We start from the raw sequence: 22,129 nt of genomic DNA on the forward strand, positions 1-22,129 counted from the left end.
GGCACCCTCCCCGGCCGGGGCGGGGCGGAGCTCAGGCTCTCCCGTCCCGGCCGGGTTCGCTGTCTCCTGCGGCGACCGCCAGCGCCGCGGCCGGGTCCTGTTCGGGACCTCCCGCAGGCCACCAAGTGCCGTTCCCGTCCCGGCGGTAGGGCCACCAGCGGCCGTCACGCCCGTGGCGGAGCTGGGCTCCGCCGTCGGGTGTGCTCCAGCGGTTGTCCTCGCCGCGCAGCATCCACGCGGGCAGGTCCTCGCCGCGCACTTCCCCGCCGTGCAGATCCGGTGCCGCGTCCGGCGGGCCCGGCGAACGTGGAGCCCCCGGAGGCGGACCGCCCTCTGCCCCCGGTTCCCTCTCCGGTCCGGACCCCGGCTGCGACTCGGGTTGCGGCTCGGGGTCCGCGAGAGCCGTGGCGAGCCGGCCCCGGATCCGCGCCAGTGCCTCCGGGCCCGGGGTCCAGGGCTCTTCCCATACGGACAGCCCCTCGGCACCTCCCAGTTCCCATGCCCGTACGGCCGGCGCCAGCCCGGCCGTGGTGAGCCCGCAGCCTCTCGCGAGCCGCCCGGCGATGCGCTCGCCCGGCCCGTGCGCGGCGAGCCGCACGGCGTCCTCCCGCCGGGTCAGCGGTAGGGGCACCGCACTGTCGGCGTGCGAGGGTGCCAGGGCTTCCTGAAGCATCCGCCGCGCCCTGGCGGCCGCATCCGAGGCGAGCAACTCCAGGGCATCGAGGTCCAGTCCCCGGAGGGGCCGGAGATGTGCCGCTCGCCGGAGAGGGCGGCGTGCCCGGTTCCGCGACCGGCTCGGGAAGGGCGGGCAGCGGCGGCAGGACGGCCGCGAGGGCGTAGGCCTCGGCCGCCGGAACAGCCGCCGGACGACGGCGAGTCGCAGCGCCGCCGACGCCCGGTGCGCCCTCCGCCCGCTCCTCGGCGGCGGGGCCCTCCGGCCCGGCGGTCGCGGCAGCGGCGTCGCCGCGCATGCCGAGGCCGGCGAGGAACCTGCCCTCCGTACGCCCACGCAGCAACAGCAGCGCGAACGGGTCCTCGTCGAGCAGCCGCGCCGTCTGGTAGCACAGCGCGGCGGTATGCGGACACAGGTCCCAGGCCCCGCAGTCACATGTGGCTTCCAAGTCGCCGATACCCGGGAGGAGTTCGACTCCGGCGCTCTCCGCGTCCTCCACCAGGCGCGGCGGCATGTCCCGGTCGAGCAGTGCGGCGACGTGTCCCGCCTCGCGCCCCACGACCACCTGGAGCCGTTCCCACTCGGTGCCGGTGAACTCCCGCAGCAGCACGTCGGCGCGCTGCGGCGCACCGTCCGATCCGTGCACGACGGCCGTGATTCTCCCCGGACGCACCGAGACCGCGCCGACGGTGCCCTGACGCGCCAGCCGGCGTCCCCGGCGCAGCTGTTCGGTCTCCAGCGCCGTGTCCTCCAGCGCCTTCAGCCACCGCACGCCCCACCACGTGCGCGCGAAGGCCCGGCCGCGGGCCGGCGGCAGCGCGGCGAAGATGCGTTCACCGTCGTCGCCGTGCCGCCCGGCCTCCCCGAAGCCGCCGTCGCCGTCGTCCGCCTGCCCGGCCGGCGTTCCACCGGTCCCAGTCATGTGTGGCTCCTTCGCAGCCCCACGAGGTCCGCGAGCTCGCTGTCGGAGAGCTCCGTCAGCGCTGCCTCGCCGGAGCCGAGCACCGCGTCGGCGAGGGCCTGCTTACGCTCCAGCATCGCGGCGATGCGGTCCTCGACGGTCCCTTCGGTGATGAGTCTGTGCACCTGAACCGCCTTGTCCTGGCCGATGCGGTAGGCGCGGTCGGTGGCCTGCGCCTCGACGGCCGGGTTCCACCAGCGGTCGTAGTGGACGACATGAGTGGCGCGGGTCAGATTGAGGCCCGTGCCCGCCGCCTTGAGCGAGAGCAGGAAGACCGGCGCTCCGCCGTCCTGGAAGTCGCGCACCATCTCCTCCCGTTGCGCGACGGGCGTACCGCCGTGCAGCAGGAGCGACGGCACGCCACGGCCGGTGAGATGCCGCTGGAGCAGCCGCGCCATCCGCACGTACTGGGTGAAGACCAGGACACCGCCGGGGTCCTCACCGGCGAGGATCGCTTCCAGCAACTCGTCGAGGAGTTCCAGCTTTCCGGAGCGTCCCGCCAGTGTGGGAGCGTCCTCCTTGAGGTATTGCGCCGGATGGTTGCAGATCTGCTTGAGAGAGGTCAGCAGCTTCACGACCAGGCCGCGGCGGGCGAAACCGCCGGTGCCCCCGAGCTCGGCGAGGCCCTCGCGTACGACCGCTTCGTAGAGTCCGGCCTGCTCGGCCGTGAGCGAGACGGCCCGGTCGGTCTCGGTCTTCGGCGGCAGTTCGGGCGCGACGCCCGGATCGCTCTTGCGGCGGCGCAGCAGGAACGGGCGCACGAGCCGGGCGAGCCGCTCGGCACCTGCGGGGTCACCGCCCTCGGCGGCCTCCGCGTACCGTCTGCGGAAGGTGCCAAGACGGCCCAGCAGCCCCGGCGTTGCCCAGTCGAGGACGGACCACAGCTCCGAGAGATTGTTCTCCACCGGGGTGCCGGTGAGGGCGACGCGTGCCCCGCCTGGGACCGTACGCAGCGCCCTGGCGGTCGCGGAGAAGGGGTTCTTCACATGCTGGGCCTCGTCGGCGACGACCAAGCCCCAGCTCCGCTCACCCGGAAGGGAGGCGAGGCGGGCCGCGTCCAGCCGGATCGTTCCGTAAGTCGTCAGTACGAACTCGCCGTCCTCCAGGCCCTCCAGGCTGCGCGACGGTCCGTGGTAGCGGCGTACCGGCGTGCCCGGAGCGAACCGCTCCGTCTCACGCTGCCAGTTGCCCAGCAGCGACGCCGGGCAGACCACCAGCGTGGGGCCGCTCGTGACGGGATCCAGCTGCCGGTGCAGATGCAGAGCGATCAGCGTGACGGTCTTGCCCAGGCCCATGTCGTCGGCGAGACAGGCGCCCAGACCGAGTGACGTCATCGTCTCCAGCCAGTCCAGGCCGCGGAGTTGATAGTCGCGCAGGGTCGCATGGAGGGCTTCCGGCTGCCGGACGGCGGGAACGCGCGCGGAGTGAGGGTCCGACAGCTCCGACAGGCGGGAGCGAAGCGACTCCAGCGGGCCGGAGGCACGCACCTCGTAGAGCTCGCCCCCGGCCTCGGTCGTCCCCGTCAGCGCCGCGCCCAGCGCGTCGAGGGGGGTGACGCCGGTGTGACGCCGCCGGCTGACGCGGCGGACGGCCGCGGGATCGATCAGCACCCACCGGCCGCGGAGCCGGGCCAGCGGCCGCCCGGTCTCCGCGAGTTGCTCCAGCTCCTGTGCGGTCAGTTCCGTCCCGCCGACCGCGAGACGCCAGTCGAATCCGAGGAGCGTACCGGCGCCCGGCAGCGAGGGGAGACCGGACGGCGGGCCGTCCGCGTCTGCTCGCCGCCCGGTGCCGGAGTCCGCTGTGATGACGGCACGCGTCGTCACGTCACGGGCGAACCGGCCCGGCCAGTGCACCTCCACTCCTGCCGCTTGCAGGGCCTCGGTCACCGGGGCGGAGAGGAGTTCGGAGATCTCCTCGTCGTCCAGTTCGACGCGGTCCGGGGCCGGTGCCGACAGCAGCGGCGTGAGCGAGCCCCAGGCCGCGGCGGCCCGGCGCAGCGTCAGAAGGGTGTCCGTACGGACGCGTGGGCCGAAGGCCTCCGCGGAGCGCGAGGCACCCGGCCAGACCTCGGCGGCGTCGGCCACGATCCCGGGATCGGTGAGGCTGTGCAGCTGGAGCACCGCGCGGAAGCGCGCGGCGTCCGGTGCGGCCTCCACGCCTGGTGCCGTCTCCACGCCTGGTGCGGCCCCGGCGTCCGGTGCGGCCTTCGGACCGGCTGCCGCGGACTCGTCCGCGGGAGAGGGCGCTTCGCGGACATCCTCTTCCGGGAGCCCCGCGACCTCGATGCGCAGGGACAGCCGTACGCCCGCGTCATGTCCGGCGGCGACGTCCGCCGCCCATTCCTGCTGCTCGGGGATGTGCTGCGGAGCGAGGGCCGCGAACGCCGGATGACCTGTGGCGAGGTCCGCCGCGGGCGTGCGGGGCAGCACGTCGGCGACGGCGTCGAGGAAGGCACGGATCTGCTCCTCGGGGGCGGGAAGCAGCAGCGGTGACGCCCCGGAAGGGCTCCCCGCCGCCGCGGGCAGGGGCACGGCGTACGCATGCGCAGGCATCGAGGCCGCCAGCTGCCGCAGCGCTTCGTTCTCCGCCGGCCCGAGAGGGGCCGGCCTCCAGGCGTCGTACCCGGCGGGGCTCAGCCCGGGCAGCAGCCTTCCCTGCGCGGCGAACCGGAGAGCGAGGAGGGCCGCCGCACCCCAGAAGACCGCCGCAGGCGGCCGCTGCCGGTGTCGGTGTTCGTGCTCGGTACGCCGGGCACGGGTGAGCACGGGCAGCGCGTCGCTCACCGTGAGCACCGCGGCGGGGACGGTGTGCGCGCGGAAGGAGCCGTCCTCACAGGGCAGCGCGACGGTCAGCTCTTCCAGCTCCTCGTCCCCGTGTGGAAGCGGTGGAGCCCCGTCCGTACGCCAGAAGGCCACGCGTGAGGTGCGGGGCGGGTCGCCGCGCAGCAGCACCGCTTCCGAGCGGGCGAGGGAGGCGAGCTGGGAGGCGGTGTGGGAGGCGGGACGGTGGGTGGCGGAGGGCGTCGTCACGGTAGGGGTCGCAGTGCCCACGCAATTCCTCAAGTTTGACTAGTCGACTTGAGCCGCCGAGGCTACCTCAGGGGAGCGGCAAGCCGGAAACCCAGAGGGAACCCCTTCGGGCGAATCGGCGTTCTAATGGACAGAGGGCGGGCATGCTGACCTGCCCTGAAGGAGGAGAGATGACCAACAGAGGCAAGATCGCCGTGACGGGCGTGGCTGTCGGGCTGCTCCTGTGGTGGCTGACCACGTTCTGGATCGCCCTCGCCGTGATCGTCGGCGTCCCCGTGATCGCGTACCTGGCGCTCGACCCTTCGCAGCGGAACCGGCTCCGCCGGGTGAGCCGCAAGGAACTCGGCCGCTGATCCCGCCGCTCGCCCCGCGCCGGGGCGGGCGGGTCCCGTACGCAACATGCCGCCGGGTCCATAGAGTTGGGCCATGAGTTGGTTGGCGCTGGAGACCGGCGACGCCGCGACGTGGGGCGGCACCGTGGTGACGTTCGGCATGGCCTGCTACGCGATCGCGCAAGGTGTCGGCCAGCGGCGCGACCTGCGCCGCCAGAACGAACTGCAGGCAGAGGCTTCGCAGTTGCAGCGCCGCCAGATCGAGGCCGCGGAGCGGCACACGCTCGCCATGGAGCAGCTTCTGGGGCAGCTCACGGCCGCGTCCCGGCAGGGGACGCCGGTGCCGGCGGCCGAGCCGCCGGCATGGCAGTCCGTCCCTCCTCTCCCTCCCGCACAGCGGCCTGTACCGCCTCCGCCTCCGCTTTCGAGGCCGGCGCCCGAGGAGACCCCCTCCGCCGAGGACGCGTGGGAAGACGAACGGGAAGAGCCCGCCGAGCCGTCCTCGGGGCGCGAGCCCGGCGGACCCGCCGCCCCGCCGGAGCACCGGCCGCAGCCCGACCCGTACGGATCTCCGGTTCCCGCCGGGCCGCCCGTCTCGGCAGGACCCCCCACCACCCCCGCGTACGGATTCCCGCAGCAAGGCGGGTACGCGGCTCCGCAGGTGCAGCAGCCGGGCGCGGCCCCCTGGGGGGCCGGTCCCGCTCCGTTTCCGCCGGTGCCGCCGTGGACGCCGGCCGGCATCTGGCGTGTCGAGCGGGTCGGGCGCCACGGCTTCGCCCTGCGCAACACCGGCACCGAGACCCGCACGGGCGTCCGGGTCAGCCGCGTGAACCTCCCCTCCTCCGCGCGAGGTGTACCGGAGGACGCCGTCGTACGGCCCGGGGAGTCGGCCGAGTTCCTGATGGCCGCCGAGCGGGGGCAGCCTGTGCCGGGCGCGGTTCTCGTCTCGTGGCACGGACAGCCCGGTGAGGTGGGGGTGCCGGTCCCGCAGGGCTGAACCGGCACGCAGCAGGAGGCCGGAGCCGCCGGACGGGCGGCGAGGCGGACGGTGCGGCGAGCGGAGGCGGGCGAGGCGCGGCGGGGCGGTGTCAGGCGGCGGGGCGCAGCGCCATTCCGTCCAACGCCTCCAGCAGGCCGGGCAGTTCGGCCCCTCGTCCGACCGGCAGGACCTCTCCCGGCTCGTCGTCGAGTAGCAGGAACGCGATGTCGTCGGTGCGTGCCACCATGCTCCAGCCGGGTCCGTCAGCGCGCAGTGTGCGCGCCTCCCCGGAGGCGAAGGCTGAGCGGACGCGGCCGGGCGGCGGCGGGCTGTGCAGATACTCGCGGACTTCCTTCAGCACCCGCTGCACCGACTCGTTGGGGCTCTCGCCCGCGTCGACGAACTCCACGTCGTCCTCGACCTGTTCGCGCCACACCGCCCACTGCAGCGCGATCTCGTCGGCGCCGAGCCGCCGCTGCGCGGGCCCCCAGTGCTCCGTGTCCGGCGGTACGAGCGCCGAGCGGCCGCCGTCCGTCTCCGGCTCCGGCGCGGGGTCGTGGGGCGCGGCCACCCCGGGGGCCGAGACGGCCACGTGCAGCGGCCAGCCCGGCAGCGCCGCGGCCACGGAACGGTCGGAGGGGGAGAGGTCGTAGTCCATGCCGCAGTCCCACGCGGCGATCGCGCAGGCGACGAGGGTGACGTCGTCGGTGGCCACGGTCCAGCGGGCGCCTGAGCCGTCCTGGCCGAGAACCAGCCCGTAGCCCTCGGCGTACGGCTCGAGGCCGAGTCTCGCGCACGCCTCTGGGTAGTCGTCGCCCAGAACGCTCGGAAACTGGGCGGGAGTCAGAAGTACAGCCGTCAGCACAAACAGCGCGTCATCGTCCTCGGCGGCCACGGCGCCTCCCCTTCCGTGAGTTCTGGGGAACCTTAACTCTAGAGTCAGTTCGTTCACAGACCAGGGCTGCTGACGGAGGGACGCGACGTGGGGCGCTACGACCGGCTCAGGCACATCCTGCAACTCGACCCGGAAGAGGACTTCCTGGAGATCTACCGGCTCTCGTCGACGTACGAGTTCCCCTGGGACTTCGCACGCTCGCTGGAGCTGGCTCTCTACCGCACGTACGCGGTGCCGAGCATCGGACGCCTGCTTGCCCGCACGGCGGAGCTGACCGACCGCACGCAGAAGCGCTACGACGACACGGCGCTGCTCCTGGACGCGGTGGTCGAGCACGGTTTCACGTCCGACGAGGGCCGCACCGCCATCCGCCGGATCAACCAGATGCACAACAGCTACGACATCTCGAACGACGACATGCGCTACGTGCTCTGCACGTTTGTGGTGATGCCGAAGCGGTGGCTCGACGCGTACGGCTGGCGGCGCCTGTCACGCCACGAGCAGGAGGCCTCCGCCGCCTACTACCGCACGCTCGGACGGCACATGGGAATCACCGGACTCCCCGGCGGCTACGGCGATTTCGAGACGTGTCTCGACGAGTACGAAGCCGCACATTTCGCCTGGGACCCGGACTCCCGGCACGTGTCGGACTCGACGCTGGAACTCATGGCGTCCTGGTATCCGTCGGCGCTCGCTCCGGCGGTGCGCGGCGCGAGCAAGGCGCTGCTGGACGACTCGCTGCTGCGGGCCTTCCGTTACGGACCGCCACGGCCGGGCGTGCGCGGGCTCGTACGGGGTGCCCTGCGGGCGCGGGCGCGTGCCGTACGGCTGATGCCGCCGCGGCGCACGCCGCACTACGCACGGCAGAACCCGGAGATCAAGGGCTACCCGGGCTATCCGGTGGGCTACCGGCTGGAGGACCTGGGCACGTTCCCCGGGCGTGAGGCGCGGGCCGCCGGCGGATGTCCGGTGCCGCACGGCAAGGCGTAGCGGACGGGCCGGGGCGGGGTCTTGTCCCGGTCTCGTGCCGCGTTCACGGCGTCCGTGCCGCCAGTGCCAGGTAGCGGTCCTCGTCGTCGGCCAGGGACGTCAAGCGCCAGCCCGAACCGGCAAGCAGCGTACGGAGGTTGGGCTCCGCACGGAGGTCGTCCGCCGTCAGGGTGCGGCCCTGGCGCGCGGCGAGCGCCGCACGGCCGACGGGATGGAAGAGGGCGAGAGTGCCGCCCGGACGCACGACACGGGCCAGCTCGCGAAGGCCCCTGCCCGGACCGCCCAGATGGGAGATCAGACCGGCGGCGAACACGGCGTCGAGGCAGGCGTCGCGCAGCGGAAGCCGGCTGACGTCGGCGAGCAGCAGACGCGCACACGAATCCCGCCCCGCGCGCACGGCTTCGGAGATCATCTCCGGGGTGACGTCCGCACCGAGCACGGTGCCGCGGCGACCGGCGGCGGCGCGGAGCGGCGGCAGCGCCCGCCCGGTGCCGCAGCCCGCGTCGAGCACCGAGTCGCCCTCGTGGAGGCCGAGTTCGCCGACCGCCGCCTCGTAGGCGGGGCCGTCGTCGGGGAAGCGTGCGTCCCAGCGGGCCGCGCGGACGGAGAAGAACTCACGTACACGGGCGGTCTCTTCGCTCGGCTCCTGCGGCATGGGCCTCCTGATGACGGACGGACGGACGGGCGGGGTGGGGCACGGGGGCGCGGCGCGGCCGGTCAGTCCGCGATGCCGGAGAGCGCCACGACCTTGCCGATGCGCACTCGTACGAGCAACTCGCCCGGCACGGCGTTGCGTGCGCCGAACTCCGCCCCTGCATCCTCGCCCATGTAACGGGCGCCGATGCGGGTGGCCCAGTGCAGCATTTCGTCCATGTCGCGGCTCAACTCGGCGCGGCCGTCCAGGACCACGAATGCGAACGGCGGCCGTTCGTCGTCCACACAGAGGGAGACGCGGCCGTCGCGGGCGAGATTGCGCCCCTTGACCGTGTCCTCACCTGTGTTGAAGAGCAGATCGCCGCCGTCGAGCACGAACCACACGGGGGCGACGTGGGGGCGTCCGTCCGCGCGCACCGTTGAGAGTTTGCCCGTACGCGTGCCCTCGGAGATGAAGCCGCGCCACTCGTCTTCCGTCATCCTCACAGCCATGGGTCCATACTGCGCCATGCGTACACGGACCGTGGCACTGAGTGCGGCACGTGAGCGTGTGGTTGCTCGCCGCGTTGTGGTGGGTAAGGGTGGCACGGCAGCAGCTGAGGAGAAGGGGGAACGCCGGGATGGCGCTGAACACAGGGCTCGACTGGCTGCTCGATGACCTGACGGAGCGGATCTCGTCCGTACGGCACGCGATGGTGCTCTCGACCGACGGTCTGGTCACCGCGAACAGTCAGACCCTGGAGAAGGCCGACGCGGAGCATCTCGCCGCGGTCGCGTCCGGTCTGCAGTCGCTGGCGAAGGGGTCCGGGATCCAGTTCGGTTCGGGACGGGTGCGGCAGACGATGATCGAGTTCGAGGAGGGGTTGCTCTTCGTGACCTCCGCGGGCGAGGGGAGCTGCCTGTGCGTGCTGACAGGCGACGACACCGACGTGGGGGCTGTCGCCTATGAGATGACGCTGCTGGTGAACCGCGTCGGCGAGCATCTCGGACTGGCGGCGCGTAACGGCATGTAGCCCTGTGACCAGCAGGGTTCGCCGGTCGGGGACGCGCCCCCGGGCCTTGCCTCCCGGGCGGTGCCGTGAAGCGGTCCCGTGCCCGTCCGCCTTGCGGGCCCGCAGGCCGAGTTATCCACAGGCCGGGCGGGATGCATGCCTGTCGTCTACTGTCGTCACTGTGAGTAGCGGGGATCACCGGCTCTTGATCAGGCCTGGAGCAGGTCCGGAACAGAGCTGGGTCCCGGCTGGATACGACGACAGGACGACGGGGGAGAGACCATGCTGGACGATGTCGCGATGAGCACGGCGAGGCGGCAACTGGGCCTGACCTCAGGGGCGATGGAGCTGGCCGTGCAGCTCGGAGAGGTGCGTACCGTCCGAGCTGTACGAGAGGTGCGTGCCGCGGGAGCGGTGGACGCGGTCCGCACGGCGGCGGCCGGCGGGTGGACGCCCGGCAGGGTGCCCCGGGAGGAACTGGCCCGGCTGCGTGCCGCCGAGGATTTTCCGCACGGGCTGCAGGAGCGGCTGCGTGTGGTGGACGCGGGCGGCGGTGCGCGGGTTCTCGGTGTCACAGCGGCACGGTTCGCGCGTCTGGCGCGGGGTGGCTGCTTCAGCCCGGTGCGCTTCTACGTGAACCGCTACGGAACCGTGGTCTGGCTGTATCCGGAGACGGAGCTGCGTGCCTTCGCCGAGAACCGGCCGGAGCTGCTTGCCGGAAGGCTCCCGCGCGGGCTGCGCATGCTGCTGGCGGAAGGGGTGGACCTGCGAGCCGGGCACTGGCGCGGCCGCCGGGTCCGCGCGCTGTGCCGGGAGGCGGACGGGCCATGGGAAGCGGCCGCGGCGCGGGCGGCGCTGCTCGGCGAGGAGGCCCTGGAGGAAGCCGTTCCCGATGCGGGTGAACGGGCCCGGTTGAGCGCCCTCAGGCCTGAGTTGGCGCCGTTCCGGGCGAGGTCTGCCGTCGTGCGGGAGGTGGTGGAAGCCTTGTGCAAGGCGGACGGTGAGGACGAGGTCTTCTGGCAGCGGCTCATGCTCGCCGCCGACTTGGAGAGCGCACGCGCGTCCGGGGAACCCCCGGCGTCAGCGGTGGCCGCGGCTTCCGCGTGCCCGTCCGCTCCTGGCGGCGGCGCAGAGGTGACCGTGGAGGGGCCGGGCGGCGGCCGGGGGGCCGTGAAGGCGCAGGCCGCGCCGCCGGTGCGGGACTCCGCCGGGGTGAGGTCACCGTGCGCGGGCGCCGGCGCAGGCCGCGGCAGGACGCGTGCCGTCGAGCGGAGGGCCCGGGCGCTGACGGTGCTGCGTGCCCGGCGGCAGCGCCCCTTCCCGTCGCGTCCGGACGTGCTGCGTGTACGGAGGCGAGGGCTCAGCCGCCCAGCTTTCTGAACAGGCCCTCCTGCATCACCGAGACGATCAACTGGCCCTCGCGGTCGAAGATCTGGCCACGTGCCAGTCCCCGGCCGCCCGTCGCGATGGGTGACTCCTGCTGGTACAGGAACCACTCGTCCGCGCGGAACGGCCTGTGGAACCACATCGCGTGATCGAGGGAGGCCATGTCGAAGCCCCGCGGGCCCCACAGCGGCTCGACGGGGATGCGTACGGCGTCGAGGAGCGTCATGTCGCTGGCGTAGGTGAGGGCGCAGGTGTGCACGAGCGGGTCGTCACCGAGCGAGCCGCTTGCCCGCATCCACACTCCGCTGCGCGGCTCGACGTCGCGCAGTGACCCGGCGTCCCAGCGCAGCCGCTCGACATAGCGGATGTCGAAGGCCATGCGGCGTTCCATGCGTTCCAGGGACTCGGGGAGTTCGCCGAGGTGGTCGCGGATCTCGTCGGCCAGCTTCGGAAGGGTCTCCGGGTCCGGCACCTCGGGCATCGGAACCTGGTGGTCGATGCCGGGTTCCGGCTGATGGAAGGAGGCGGTGAGGTTGAAGATGGTCCGGCCCTGCTGCACGGCCACGACGCGCCGGGTGGTGAACGAGCGGCCGTCCCGCACCCGTTCGACCTGGTACACGATGGGCACCCCGGGGACGCCCGGCCGCAGGAAGTACGCGTGCAGGGAGTGCACCGGCCGGTGGCCGTCCGTGGTGCGTCCCGCGGCGACGAGGGCCTGCCCGGCGACCTGGCCGCCGAACACGCGCTGGAGGTTCTCCTGCGGGCTGCGCCCGCGGAAGATGTCGATCTCGATCCGTTCAAGGTCGAGCAGCCCGGCGAGCTGTCCGGCTGGGCTGGTCATGGGGAGTGCTCCTCTTCCTGGTGCCGGGGGCCGGCGTTCACATGCCGCGTGCCGGGGCTCACAGCCGGCCCACGTCGATCACCTTGATCACGGCGCGGCCCTCCTCGTCGGAGGCGGTCAGATCGACTTCGGCGGAGATGCCCCAGTCCCTGTCGCCCTCGGGGTCTGCGAAGGTCTGCCGGACGCGCCACAGCGCCTCGTCGGGCACCTCCTCGATCCGCAGCAGTCCGGGGCCGCGGGCGTCGGGGCCGGTGCCCAGGTCGTCGTACTCGTCCCAGTAGCCGTCCATGGCACTCGCCCAGGCGTCCTCGTCCCAGCCGGACTCGGCGTCCAGCTCGCCCAGTTCACCTGTCTTGTCCAGCGCGGCGAGCTCCACCCGGCGGAACATGGCGTTGCGCACCAGTACGCGGAAGGCGCGGGGGTTTGCGGTGACAGGCCGGACGTGGTCGGCGCGTTCCTGCGCCTCCTCGGCGCTCTCCTCCTCGGGGTTGGCGAGCTGCTCCCACTCGTCCAGGAGGCTGGAGTCGACCTGCCGGACCATCTCGCCGAGCCACTCGATGATGTCCTGGAAGTCCTCGGACTTCTTCTCGTCGGGGACGGTGTGCTCCAGGGCCTTGTAGGCGCCGGCCAGGTAGCGCAGCACGATGCCTTCGGTGCGGGCCAGTTCGTAGAAGGAGACGAACTCCGCGAAAGTCATGGCCCGTTCGTACATGTCGCGGATGACCGACTTGGGGGAGAGAGGGTGGTCGCCGACCCACGGATGGGACTTGCGGTAGAGGCCGTAGGCGTGGAAGAGCAGTTCGTCGAGCGGCTGGGGATGGCTGACGTCCATCAGCCGCTCCATCCGCTCCTCGTACTCGATTCCGTCGGCCTTCATCTGTGCGACGGCCTCGCCCTTGGCCTTGTTCGTCTGCGCGGCCAGGATCTGGCGGGGGTCGTCGAGCGTGGACTCGACGACGGAGACCATGTCCAGGGCGTAGGACGGGGATTCGGGATCGAGCAGCTCGAAGGCAGCCAGCGCGAAGGTGGACAGCGGCTGGTTGAGCGCGAAGTCGTGCTGCAGGTCGACGGTGAGCCGCACGGTGCGGCCCTGCGCGTCCGGCTCGTCCAGCCGCTCGACGACACCTCCGTCCAGCAGCGAGCGGTAGATGGCGATCGCTCTGCGGATGTGCCTCAGCTGGGAGCGGCGGTCCTCGTGGTTGTCCTCCAGCAGCTTGCGCATCTGTGCGAAGGCGTCGCCGGGCCGTGCGATCACGGACAGCAGCATCGCGTGGGTGACGCGGAAGCGGGAGCCGAGCGGCTCGGGATCGGAGGCGATCAGCTTCTCGAAGGTCTGCTGCCCCCAGTTGACGAAGCCCTCCGGGGCCTTCTTGCGCACGACCTTCCGGCGTTTCTTCGGGTCGTCGCCGGCCTTGGCGAGCGCCTTCTCGTTCTCGACGACGTGCTCGGGGGCCTGCGCGACGACGAAGCCGGAGGTGTCGAAGCCGGCCCGCCCCGCGCGGCCGGCGATCTGGTGGAACTCCCGGGCGCGCAGCGTACGGACACGGATGCCGTCGTACTTGGTGAGCGCGGTGAACAGCACTGTGCGGATGGGCACGTTGACGCCGACACCGAGGGTGTCCGTGCCGCAGATGACCTTCAGCAGGCCGGCCTGCGCGAGCCGTTCGACGAGTCTGCGGTACTTGGGCAGCATGCCTGCGTGGTGCACGCCGACGCCGTGGCGCACGTAGCGCGAGAGGTTGCGGCCGAAGCGCGTGGTGAAGCGGAAATTGCCGATGATCTTGGCGATCTCGTCCTTCTCCGCGCGGGTGCACATGTTGATGCTCATCAGCGCCTGCGCCCGCTCCACCGCCTGGGCCTGCGTGAAGTGCACGATGTAGACGGGCGCCTGACGGGTCTCCAGGAGTTCCGTGACCGTCTCCGTGAGCCCGGTGGTGCGGTATTCGTACGACAGCGGCACGGGACGGGTGGCGGAGCGTACGACCGTGGTGTCGCGGCCCGTGCGTCGCTTCAGGTCGTCCTCGAAGCGTGTGACGTCGCCGAGCGTCGCGGACATCAGCACGAACTGCGCCTGGGGGAGTTCCAGCAGCGGGATCTGCCATGCCCAGCCGCGGTCCGGTTCGGCGTAGAAGTGGAATTCGTCCATCACGACCTGGCCGATGTCGGCCTGCGAGCCGTCCCGCAGCGCGATGGAGGCGAGTACCTCTGCCGTGCAGCAGATGACGGGGGCGTCGGGGTTGACGGACGCGTCGCCGGTGAGCATGCCGACGTTCTCCGTGCCGAAGATCTTGCACAGGTCGAAGAACTTCTCCGAGACCAGCGCCTTGATCGGAGCGGTGTAGAAGGTGACCTCGTCCCGGGCGAGAGCGGCGAAGTGGGCGCCCGCGGCGACCAGGCTCTTTCCGGAGCCGGTGGGCGTGGAGAGAATCACGTTCGCGCCGGAGACCACCTCGATCAGCGCTTCCTCCTGGGCGGGGTAGAGCGAGATACCCCTTTCCTCCGCCCAGCCGGAGAAGGCCTCGTAGAGGGCGTCGGGGTCCGCGTCGCTCGGCATCTGATCGATGAGGGTGGCTGTCACGCACCCCATACTGCCTTCCTCGCTTCCGCTACCGGGAACCGGTGGCAGTCGCGTGATCATCTGCCGATACGCTGTCTCGCCGACGAGGTGTCAGCGGACCGGGCGATCAGAGCGCGCACGGCGGCCGGTTGGGACCGGGGCCGCTCGCGTGCGGCCCCACCGCGAGCAGCCACAGGGGTGGGGGACGGACATGATGGGACCGGCGCATTCGCTGTCGGGGGCGGCCGCCTGGCTGGGAGTGGGAGCCGGGGCCGCGGCACTGGACCACCCCATGCCCTGGCCGGTGCTGCTGGCGGGTGCCCTGATCAGCTCGGGTGCTGCGCTGGCCCCGGACCTCGACCACAAGTCGGCCACGATCTCCCGAGCCTTCGGGCCGATATCCCGGGGGCTGTGCGGAGTGATCGACAAACTCTCCGAGTCGGTCTACAACGCGACCCGCGGGAGCGGAGAGCGGCGCCGCTCAGGCGGGCACCGCACCCTCACACACACCTGGCCGTGGGCGCTCTTCCTCGGAGCCGGCTTCTCCGCGGCAGCGGTCTTCGGCGGCCGCTGGGCGGTGCTGGTGATCCTCTTCATCCACATGGTGCTGGCCGTGGAAGGGCTGCTGTGGCGTGCCGCCCGGGTCTCCAGCGACATCCTCGTGTGGCTGCTGGGCGCGACGAGTGCATGGATCCTCGCCGACGTACTCGACCAGCCGGGCAACGGCGCAGGGTGGCTCTTCACAGGCCAGGGTCAGGAGTATCTGTGGCTCGGGCTGCCGATCGTGCTGGGTGCGCTGGTCCACGACATCGGCGACGCGATCACCATCTCGGGCTGCCCGGTCCTGTGGCCGCTGCCCATAAAGGGAAAGCGCTGGTACGCGCTCGGCACACCGCGGTTCATGCGCTTCCGCGCCGGGACCTGGGTCGAGAACTGGCTGCTGATGCCCCTGTTCATGGTGCTCGGCGGTGTGGGAGGGCTCTTCGCGCTGGGCGTCATAGGCTGACGCCCAGCGCGGGCAGGGCCGGAGGCGGTCCGTTCCGCGGTGTCTTCACCGGCGCGGCCCCGTCTCCGCCCTGCACAGCCCCGTTCCCGGACACCCCGTTCCCGGACGGCCACTGGTCCTCGCCGGGCATGCTCCGATCCTTCTCGTCCGGTACGCCGGCGCGCCCGGCCGTTCAGCTGTGCCAGGAACGCCACAGCGCCGCGTAGGCGCCGTCCTCCGCCACCAGGGTGTCGTGGCTGCCGAGTTCGCTGATCCGGCCGTCCTCCACGACGGCGATCACATCCGCGTCGTGAGCCGTGTGCAGCCGGTGGGCGATGGCGACGACGGTGCGCCCGTCGAGCACTTGCGCCAGCGAACGCTCCAGGTGCCGTGCCGCACGCGGATCCAGCAGCGACGTGGCCTCGTCCAGCACCAGCGTGTGCGGGTCGGCCAGCACGAGACGGGCCAGGGCGATCTGCTGGGCGTGCGCGGGGGCGACGGAGATCCCGCCGGAGCCGACCTCGCTGTCCAGTCCGTCGGGCAGGGACCGCGCCCACTCGCCGGCGCCCACCGCGCCGAGCGCGGCCCACAGTTCGGCGTCGTTCGCGCCCGTACGGGCCAGCAGCAGGTTGTCCCGGAGCGATCCGACGAAGACATGGTGCTCCTGGTTGACGAGCGCGACATGGCGGCGTACTCGTTCGGCAGGCATCCGCGACAACTCGGCCTCGCCCAGGGCGACATGGCCGGTGCCCGGTCCGTAGATGCCCGCCAGCAGCCGCCCCAGGGTGGACTTGCCCGCCCCCGAGGGGCCCACGAGCGCGACCCGGGTGCCCGGCGGCACGCGCATCGTCACGCCGTGCAGTACGTCGGTGCCGGCGCGGTAGCCGAACCGGACATCCTCGGCGCGCAGTTCGCGGCCACGCGGTGCGAGACTCCTGTCACCGGAGTCCGGCTCGATCTCCCGCACCCCGACGAGCCTGCCCAACGAGACCTCGGCGACCTGGAGTTCGTCGTACCAGCGCAGAATCAGCCCGACCGGTTCGAAGAGCATCTGGGCAAGCAGCGCCCCCGTCGTCAGCTGGCCCACCCCGATCCAGCCCCACAGCACGAACACGCCACCGAGGATCAGCACCCCTGCCACAAGCAGCAGGTTGGTGACGTTGACGACGGGGAAGAGGACGGTGCGCAGCCAGAGCGTGTAGCGCTCCCACGCCGTCCACTCCGTGATCCGCTGCTCGGACAGTGCGATGCGGCGCGCGCCCAGCCGGTGGGCCTCAACGGTGCGGCCCGCGTCGACCGTCTCGGCCAGCGCGCCGGCGACGGCCGCGTATCCGGCGGCCTCGGAACGGTAGGCGTCCGGTGCGCGGCGGTAGTACCAGCGGCAGCCGGCCAGCAGCACAGGCAGCACGATCAGCACGGCGAGCGCCAGCGGTGGCGCGGTGGCCGTGAGCGCCCCGAGCAGCATCGCCGTCCATACGACACCGATCGACAGCTGCGGCACGGCCTCGCGCATCGCGCCGGCCAGGCGGTCGATGTCCGTGGTGATCCGGGACAGCAGGTCGCCCGTGCCCGCCCGCTCCAGCACGCCGGGCGGGAGGGCGACCGAACGCACCAGGAAGTCCTCGCGCAGGTCCGCCAGCATCCGCTCGCCGAGCATGGCCCCGCGAAGCCGCACCTCTCGCACGAAGAAGGTCTGTACGGCGAGCGCGACCAGGAACAGGGCGACGACGCGGCCGAGTTGGAGATCCTTGCTGCCGGAGGTGAGGTCGTCGACGACGCCGCCCAGCAGATAAGGCCCGGCCATCGAGGCCAGAACCGCCACGGCGTTCACGGCGACGAGCGTGACGAAGGCACGCCGGTGCCTCCGCAGCAGCTCGCGCACATAGCCGCGGACGGTGGCCGGCCCTCCGACCGGCAGTGTGGTCGCGTTCTCCGAGGCGGCCGGATCGTAACCGGGCGGTGCGACGCCGAAGGAGGTGCCGCCTGCGGAGGCCGTGGAAGCGGTCATGCGCGTTCGGCTCCTTCCGCCTGTGCGAGCCGCGGGCGGCCGTCCAGTACGGGCGTGGTCGTGTCAGGTGACGAGGCCGCCCCGGCGGCTGCCTCCTCGTCGGGGAGTCCGCCGGTTCCGTCCGGGTCGCGTGTGACGACGGACCGGTATCCGGCGTGGGTGCGCAGCAGTTCGCGGTGGGTGCCCGCGGCGAGCACCTCCGCCCCGCGCACGAGGACGACGACGTCCGCCTGGTCCAGCATGAGAGGGCTGGAGGAGAAGACGACGGTCGTACGGCCCGCGCGCACCCGCCGCAGGGACCGTGCGATGCGGGCCTCGGTATGGGCGTCCACGGCCGAAGTCGGCTCGTCCAGCACCAGCACCTGCGGATCGGTGACCAGCGAACGCGCCAGCGCAAGCCGCTGCCGCTGCCCACCCGAGAGGGACCGCCCCCGCTCGGTGACGGACGCTTCGAGCGGATCGCCGCCGGCTTCGGGGCTGCCCTGCCTGAGCGCGTCCAGTACGTCTCCGCACTGCGCGGCCTCCAGCGCGCGCTGCGCCGTCACCGCCCCCGACCCGGGCACGTCGAGCAACTCCCGCAGCGTGCCCGAGAGCAGCACCGGGTCCTTGTCCTGTACGAGTACGGCGGTGCGGGCGCTCGCGAGCGGCGCGTCGTCCAGCGGGACGCCGCCGAGCAGAACCGATGCGGAGCCGTCGCCCTCCGGCGCATGGCCGCCCAGCCGGTCGGCCAGCCTGCCTGAGACCTCCGGGTCGCCGCACACCACGGCCGTCAACTGCCCGGCGGGGGCGAGCAGTCCGGTGACGGGGTCGCAGAGATCGCCGCCGAGGGGGTCCTCCGCTTCCGGCTCCGGCGCGGGCGGCTGGGCCGGTGCCCCGCGCTCCGGCTCCCGGCCGGTGCGCGTGCCGTTGCCCGCGCCGGAGCCCATGTTTGCGGGGCCCGTGCTTCCGGCGCCGGTCCTGCCGGTGCCTTCGCCCCTGAGGCCGGCCTCGCCCTCTCCGTCCCCGCTCGCCCTGCGCAGCGACAGGACGCGGGCTGCCCGCTGCGCGGACGGCCGGGAGAAGGAGTAGGCCATGGCGAACTCCTGGAAGAGCCGCAGCGGGAAGAGGAGGAAGCTCACGGCTCCGTAGACCGTGACCAGTTCACCCACGCCGATGCGCCCGTCCAGGGCGAGCCGGGTGCCGTGCCAGACGACGCCCGCCAGGAGCAGACCCGGCAGTGCGACCTGAACGGCCTCGATCAGCGCCCACATCCGTGCCGTGCGCACGGCCGCCCGGCGGACTTCCTGCGAGGCGCGCCGGTACCGGGTCAGGAACAGTTCCTCGCCGCCGATGCCGCGCAGGACGCGCAGCCCGGCGACGGTGTCGGCCGCCAGCTCCGTGGCCCGCCCCGCCTTCTCGCGCTGCAGATCGGCCCGGCGCGTGGCGCGAGGCAGCAGCGGAAGGACCGTCAGGGCCAGCACCAGCACCCCCACGGAGACGAGCACTCCGAGCTGGGGTTCGTAGAGGACGAGCCCGGTGCAGACGCCGACCGTGACCAGGAGGGCCGCGCTGAAACGGGAGGCCGCCTCGACGCACCAGCCGATCTTCTCGATGTCGCCGGTCGAGACGGCCACCACCTCGCCCGCCGCGACCCGCTTGGTGAGTGTCGACCCCAGGGCGGCCGTGCGGCGTGCCAGCAGCTGCTGGACACGGGCCGCGACCGTGATCCAGTTGGTGACCGCGGTGCGGTGCAGCATCGTGTCGCCGACGGTCACCGTGACGGTGATGACGGCGAGCACCGCCCCCGCTTCCGCGAGGCCGCCTCCGGAACCGGACACCACTGCCTGCAGGGCAAGCCCGACGACAGCCGGCACGAAGGCCACGGAGGCCATGTGCAGCGTGCCCCAGCCGAGCGCTTTGGCCTGCCCGCGCAGCTGCATGCGGCCCAGCCACAGCAGGAAGCGCGCACCCGACCGCACATCGGGGACGCCCGGGTCGGGAAACGGTAGATCGCGAATCTGCATGACGTCCCAGAGCGGTTCGGTACGAGTGGTGACCCGGTGTGCGTGGCGGCCCGTTGAGGGTGTCGCGGCCGTCCAGCAAGACTCGCCGTGCCGGAGATGTCACGCAACGGGTTTTCCGGCCCGAGCCGCCGGCCGGTCCGGTTTCCGTGACCCGTCCCGGTCATCGGACGGCAGGCCCCTGACCGGCCGTTGGACTGCTCCTCCGGCCCGCCCTTCGCCCGGTCGGCGCTGTCTTCCCGCGCAGTAGTGGGACCATGGGGCCCATGCGCGGGACTCGGGCTTCTCAGGAGTACAACAGGCGGGCGGCGCAGGGCCGTACGGCGGTCGCGCGGGTGGCGAGGTCGGCCGCGCCCGTGACGCTCGCCGCCGCCCTCGCCGTGACGCTCACCGCATGCGGCAGCGCAGGCGGTGCCGACGGCGGCCGTGACACGCCTGCCGCCGGGGAACGGGGCGGCAAGGAGCCCGGTGCGGACGGCGCGCAGAAGACCGACCCCACGCGCATCCCGGGGGTGGGTGACTCGCTGCACAGGGAGATCCCCGAGAAGTCCAGCCAGATCGTGGCCGTCTACGGCAGGGGAGAGGACTCGGCCGTCGCGACGGTGCGGCTGTTCACCAAGAAGGGTGAGGAGTGGACCCGCGAGCGCAGCTGGCCCGCGCACAACGGACGCAAGGGCTGGACGCGCGACCACCGGGAGGACGACAAGCGGAGCCCCGTGGGCGTCTTCACCCTCACCGACGCGGGCGGTGTACGTCCGGCGCCTGACGCGAAACTGCCCTACACCGCGAGTGCCGACTTCACCCCGCCCCCGTACTGGCCGAAGGAGACGCGGAACGACTTCGACCACGTGATCGCCATCGACTACAACCGCGCCAAGGGCACCTCGCCGCTCGACCCGACGCGCCCACAGGGGCAGTCGAAGGGCGGGAGCATCTGGCTGCACCTGGATCACGGGAGCGGCACGTCGGGCTGCGTGAGCATCTCGCGCGAGGGCATGCGGTACCTGCTCCGGACGCTGGACCCGGACAAGCACCCGGCCGTGGTCATGGGGGACAGGGCGGCACTCGCCCGTTAGCGGCCCCGCCGTGGCGTAACCGCCGGTGCCGGCAGCGGGCGCGGCCGTCGGTGCGGGCAGCGCCGGCCGACTCCTCAAACGCTGCCTCAAGTGCTCCTCAAGTGCTGACTCAAAGTGCCGCTCCCGGAACGGCGGTCGGACGGGCAGCCGGAGGTGCCGTCGGACGCCGCGCTGCCAACTCCGCCTGGGAGCAAGAACTTTCAGAAAACCGTTGGAAACGCTTGCTCCACATCTTGACGTGCACGCGAGGGCGGCGGCAGGCTCCTTCCCGAACCCCCCACGGCGGCCTGGCGCGTGGCTGCCTTCCTCGGCACCTCTGTGTCCGACGACGAAGGAGCCGCACACGATGAAGAAGCGTCTGATCTGCGCGAGCACGGCCGCGGTCCTGGCAGCGGGCGGTGTCACCGCCGTCACGGCATGGCCGTCCCACGCGACGCCACCTGGTGAGAAGACGGTGACGGCAACGCTGTTCGAGAGGCCGTTCGCCGAAGTCGGCAAGGCGTGCACGGACACGCTCGGCCCCGCCGGATACGGATACGTCGAGGTCTCTCCGGCAAGTGAGCACATCGAGGGCGAGCAGTGGTGGACCTCCTACCAGCCCGTCAGCTACAAGATCGCCGGACGGCTCGGTGACGCCGACGCCTTCAAGAGCATGATCGCCACCTGTCACGAGGCGGGGGTGAAGGTCATCGCGGACGCGGTCATCAACCACATGTCGGCCGGCTCCGGTACGGGCACGGGCGGCACCCGGTACAGCAAGTACGACTACCCGGGCACCTACGGCGATTCCGACTTCCACGCCTGCCGCAAGGACATCTCCGACTACAACAACCGGGAGGACGTGCAGACTTGCGAACTCGTGAGCCTGTCCGACCTCGACACCGGCAGCGACAAGGTGCGCTCCACCATCGCCGGATATCTGGACGGCCTGCGGGACATGGGCGTCGACGGTTTCCGCATCGACGGTGCCAAGCACATGTCCGCCGACGACCTGAAGGCCGTCAAGGGCAAGATGGCGGACCCCGGCTTCTGGGTCTCCGAGGTCATCCACGGCGAGGGTGAGGCCGTACAGCCGGAGGAGTACACGGGCCTCGGCGACGTCGACGAGTTCCGTTTCGGCAAGCACCTCAAGAGCGCCCTCCAGGGCGGCGACACGGGCGGCCTGAAGAACATCGCCGACGGCAAACTGGAGAGCGGTCAGGCCCGTACGTTCGTCGACAACTGGGACACCGAGCGCAACGGTTCGACGCTCACCTACAAGGACGGCGACCTCCACAAGCTCGCCAACGCCTTCATGCTGGCCCATCCCTACGGTTCGCCGAACGTCTTCTCCGGCTACGAGTGGTCCGACAAGGACGCCGGGCCGCCCAGCGGCGGCGACGGCTGGACGGAGATGCACGCGCAGCAGGAGATCACCGGCATGGTCGGCTTCCGCAACGCCGTCGGGAACGCCGAGATGACCGACTGGTGGTCGGAGGGCGGCGCGCTGTCCTTCGCACGCGCGGGCAAGGGCTTCGTCGCTCTCAACGCGGGTGACGGAGAACTGAAGCGCACCTTCTCGACGTCGCTGCCGGCCGGTACGTACTGCAACGTCGCGAAGGCCGCGCCGGACAAGTGCGACGGCAACACGGTCACCGTCGGGGACGACGGCAAGGCCGAGGCCACGGTCCCGGCGAAGGGCGTGGTGGCGCTGCACGCCGGCGCCAAGTCGTAGGCCGCGCACCGCGGTAGCGCCCGTACGCCACGCCACACCAGGGCCACGCAACACCCG

Annotated in this window: 16 protein-coding genes and 1 pseudogene; 8 read left to right on the plus strand and 9 right to left on the minus strand. The window is 72.1% G+C overall.

All coding sequences use genetic code 11. The features are described 5' to 3' along the window. Positions 1-31: 31 nt before the first annotated feature. Together AN215_RS30265 and AN215_RS06370 are read right to left on the minus strand one after the other, a co-directional pair. Positions 32-1,595 (minus strand): annotated as a pseudogene (locus tag AN215_RS30265) (SWIM zinc finger family protein). Continuing rightward, a complete protein-coding gene (locus AN215_RS06370; protein WP_245694280.1) occupies positions 1,592-4,684 on the minus strand; it encodes a DEAD/DEAH box helicase in 3,093 nt (1,030 codons plus the stop codon). The pseudogene AN215_RS30265 and the gene AN215_RS06370 overlap by 4 nt, the downstream one beginning before the upstream one ends. 149 nt (positions 4,685-4,833) lie before the next feature. On the opposite strand from AN215_RS06370, the gene AN215_RS06375 reads away from it, so the two are divergent. Together AN215_RS06375 and AN215_RS06380 are read left to right on the plus strand one after the other, a co-directional pair. Beyond that, complete coding sequence (locus AN215_RS06375) at positions 4,834-5,016, plus strand: hypothetical protein (protein WP_070009760.1); 183 nt, start codon at positions 4,834-4,836, stop codon at positions 5,014-5,016. 73 nt (positions 5,017-5,089) lie between these two features. Continuing rightward, a complete protein-coding gene (locus AN215_RS06380; protein ID WP_139140693.1) occupies positions 5,090-5,992 on the plus strand; it encodes a hypothetical protein in 903 nt (300 codons plus the stop codon). A 91-nt stretch (positions 5,993-6,083) separates the two neighbouring features. Here AN215_RS06380 and AN215_RS06385 read toward each other — a convergent pair whose 3' ends face one another. Further along, entirely contained in the window at positions 6,084-6,869 is a 786-nt protein-coding gene (locus AN215_RS06385) for a hypothetical protein (protein ID WP_070009758.1), read from the minus strand. Between the two features lie 87 nt (positions 6,870-6,956). Here AN215_RS06385 and AN215_RS06390 point away from each other — a divergent pair, with 87 nt between their 5' ends. Further along, positions 6,957-7,859 carry an oxygenase MpaB family protein gene (locus tag AN215_RS06390; RefSeq protein ID WP_070009757.1) on the plus strand — a complete coding sequence of 301 codons (903 nt, stop codon included), beginning with the start codon at positions 6,957-6,959 and terminating at the stop codon, positions 7,857-7,859. Between the two features lie 43 nt (positions 7,860-7,902). Here AN215_RS06390 and AN215_RS06395 read toward each other — a convergent pair whose 3' ends face one another. Continuing rightward, positions 7,903-8,514: a class I SAM-dependent methyltransferase gene (locus AN215_RS06395; protein ID WP_070009756.1), complete on the minus strand. Its 612-nt coding sequence runs from the start codon at positions 8,512-8,514 to the stop codon at positions 7,903-7,905. Between the two features lie 62 nt (positions 8,515-8,576). Beyond that, positions 8,577-9,005 carry a PPOX class F420-dependent oxidoreductase gene (locus AN215_RS06400; protein ID WP_070009755.1) on the minus strand — a complete coding sequence of 143 codons (429 nt, stop codon included), beginning with the start codon at positions 9,003-9,005 and terminating at the stop codon, positions 8,577-8,579. Between the two features lie 128 nt (positions 9,006-9,133). Here AN215_RS06400 and AN215_RS06405 point away from each other — a divergent pair, with 128 nt between their 5' ends. After that, positions 9,134-9,526, plus strand: a complete 393-nt coding sequence (locus AN215_RS06405; RefSeq protein WP_070009754.1) for a roadblock/LC7 domain-containing protein — start codon at positions 9,134-9,136, stop codon at positions 9,524-9,526. 261 nt (positions 9,527-9,787) lie between these two features. Next, complete coding sequence (locus AN215_RS06410; RefSeq protein ID WP_070009753.1) at positions 9,788-10,885, plus strand: DUF6397 family protein; 1,098 nt, start codon at positions 9,788-9,790, stop codon at positions 10,883-10,885. Here AN215_RS06410 and AN215_RS06415 read toward each other — a convergent pair. Both AN215_RS06415 and AN215_RS06420 read right to left on the minus strand, forming a co-directional pair. After that, positions 10,866-11,732, minus strand: coding sequence for an acyl-CoA thioesterase (locus AN215_RS06415; RefSeq protein ID WP_070009752.1), 867 nt, complete (start codon positions 11,730-11,732; stop codon positions 10,866-10,868). The two genes, AN215_RS06410 and AN215_RS06415, sit on opposite strands and share 20 nt — an antisense overlap. Before the next feature lie 58 nt (positions 11,733-11,790). Next, positions 11,791-14,319, minus strand: a complete 2,529-nt coding sequence (locus tag AN215_RS06420; RefSeq protein ID WP_070009751.1) for a DEAD/DEAH box helicase — start codon at positions 14,317-14,319, stop codon at positions 11,791-11,793. A 181-nt stretch (positions 14,320-14,500) separates the two neighbouring features. Between AN215_RS06420 and AN215_RS06425 the strand changes: the two genes are divergently transcribed. Continuing rightward, positions 14,501-15,295, plus strand: coding sequence for a metal-dependent hydrolase (locus tag AN215_RS06425; protein ID WP_070009750.1), 795 nt, complete (start codon positions 14,501-14,503; stop codon positions 15,293-15,295). A gap of 172 nt (positions 15,296-15,467) precedes the next feature. On the opposite strand, the gene AN215_RS06430 is transcribed toward AN215_RS06425, so the two are convergent. Together AN215_RS06430 and AN215_RS28450 are read right to left on the minus strand one after the other, a co-directional pair. After that, the gene (locus AN215_RS06430) at positions 15,468-17,282 is read right to left on the minus strand and encodes an ABC transporter ATP-binding protein (RefSeq protein WP_070009749.1); all 1,815 of its coding nucleotides are present in this window, start codon (positions 17,280-17,282) and stop codon (positions 15,468-15,470) included. Then, a complete protein-coding gene (locus AN215_RS28450) occupies positions 17,279-19,285 on the minus strand; it encodes an ABC transporter transmembrane domain-containing protein (protein WP_079122745.1) in 2,007 nt (668 codons plus the stop codon). Before AN215_RS28450 ends, AN215_RS06430 begins: the two co-directional genes overlap by 4 nt. 263 nt (positions 19,286-19,548) lie before the next feature. Between AN215_RS28450 and AN215_RS06445 the strand changes: the two genes are divergently transcribed. Both AN215_RS06445 and AN215_RS06450 read left to right on the plus strand, forming a co-directional pair. Beyond that, on the plus strand, positions 19,549-20,358 hold the full coding sequence (locus AN215_RS06445) for a L,D-transpeptidase family protein (protein WP_107374280.1): 810 nt from the start codon (positions 19,549-19,551) through the stop codon (positions 20,356-20,358). A gap of 346 nt (positions 20,359-20,704) precedes the next feature. Beyond that, on the plus strand, positions 20,705-22,072 hold the full coding sequence (locus tag AN215_RS06450) for an alpha-amylase (protein ID WP_070009747.1): 1,368 nt from the start codon (positions 20,705-20,707) through the stop codon (positions 22,070-22,072). Positions 22,073-22,129: the final 57 nt, after the last annotated feature.

This window comes from Streptomyces abyssalis (genome assembly GCF_001751365.1).
Lineage (GTDB): Bacteria > Actinomycetota > Actinomycetes > Streptomycetales > Streptomycetaceae > Streptomyces > Streptomyces abyssalis.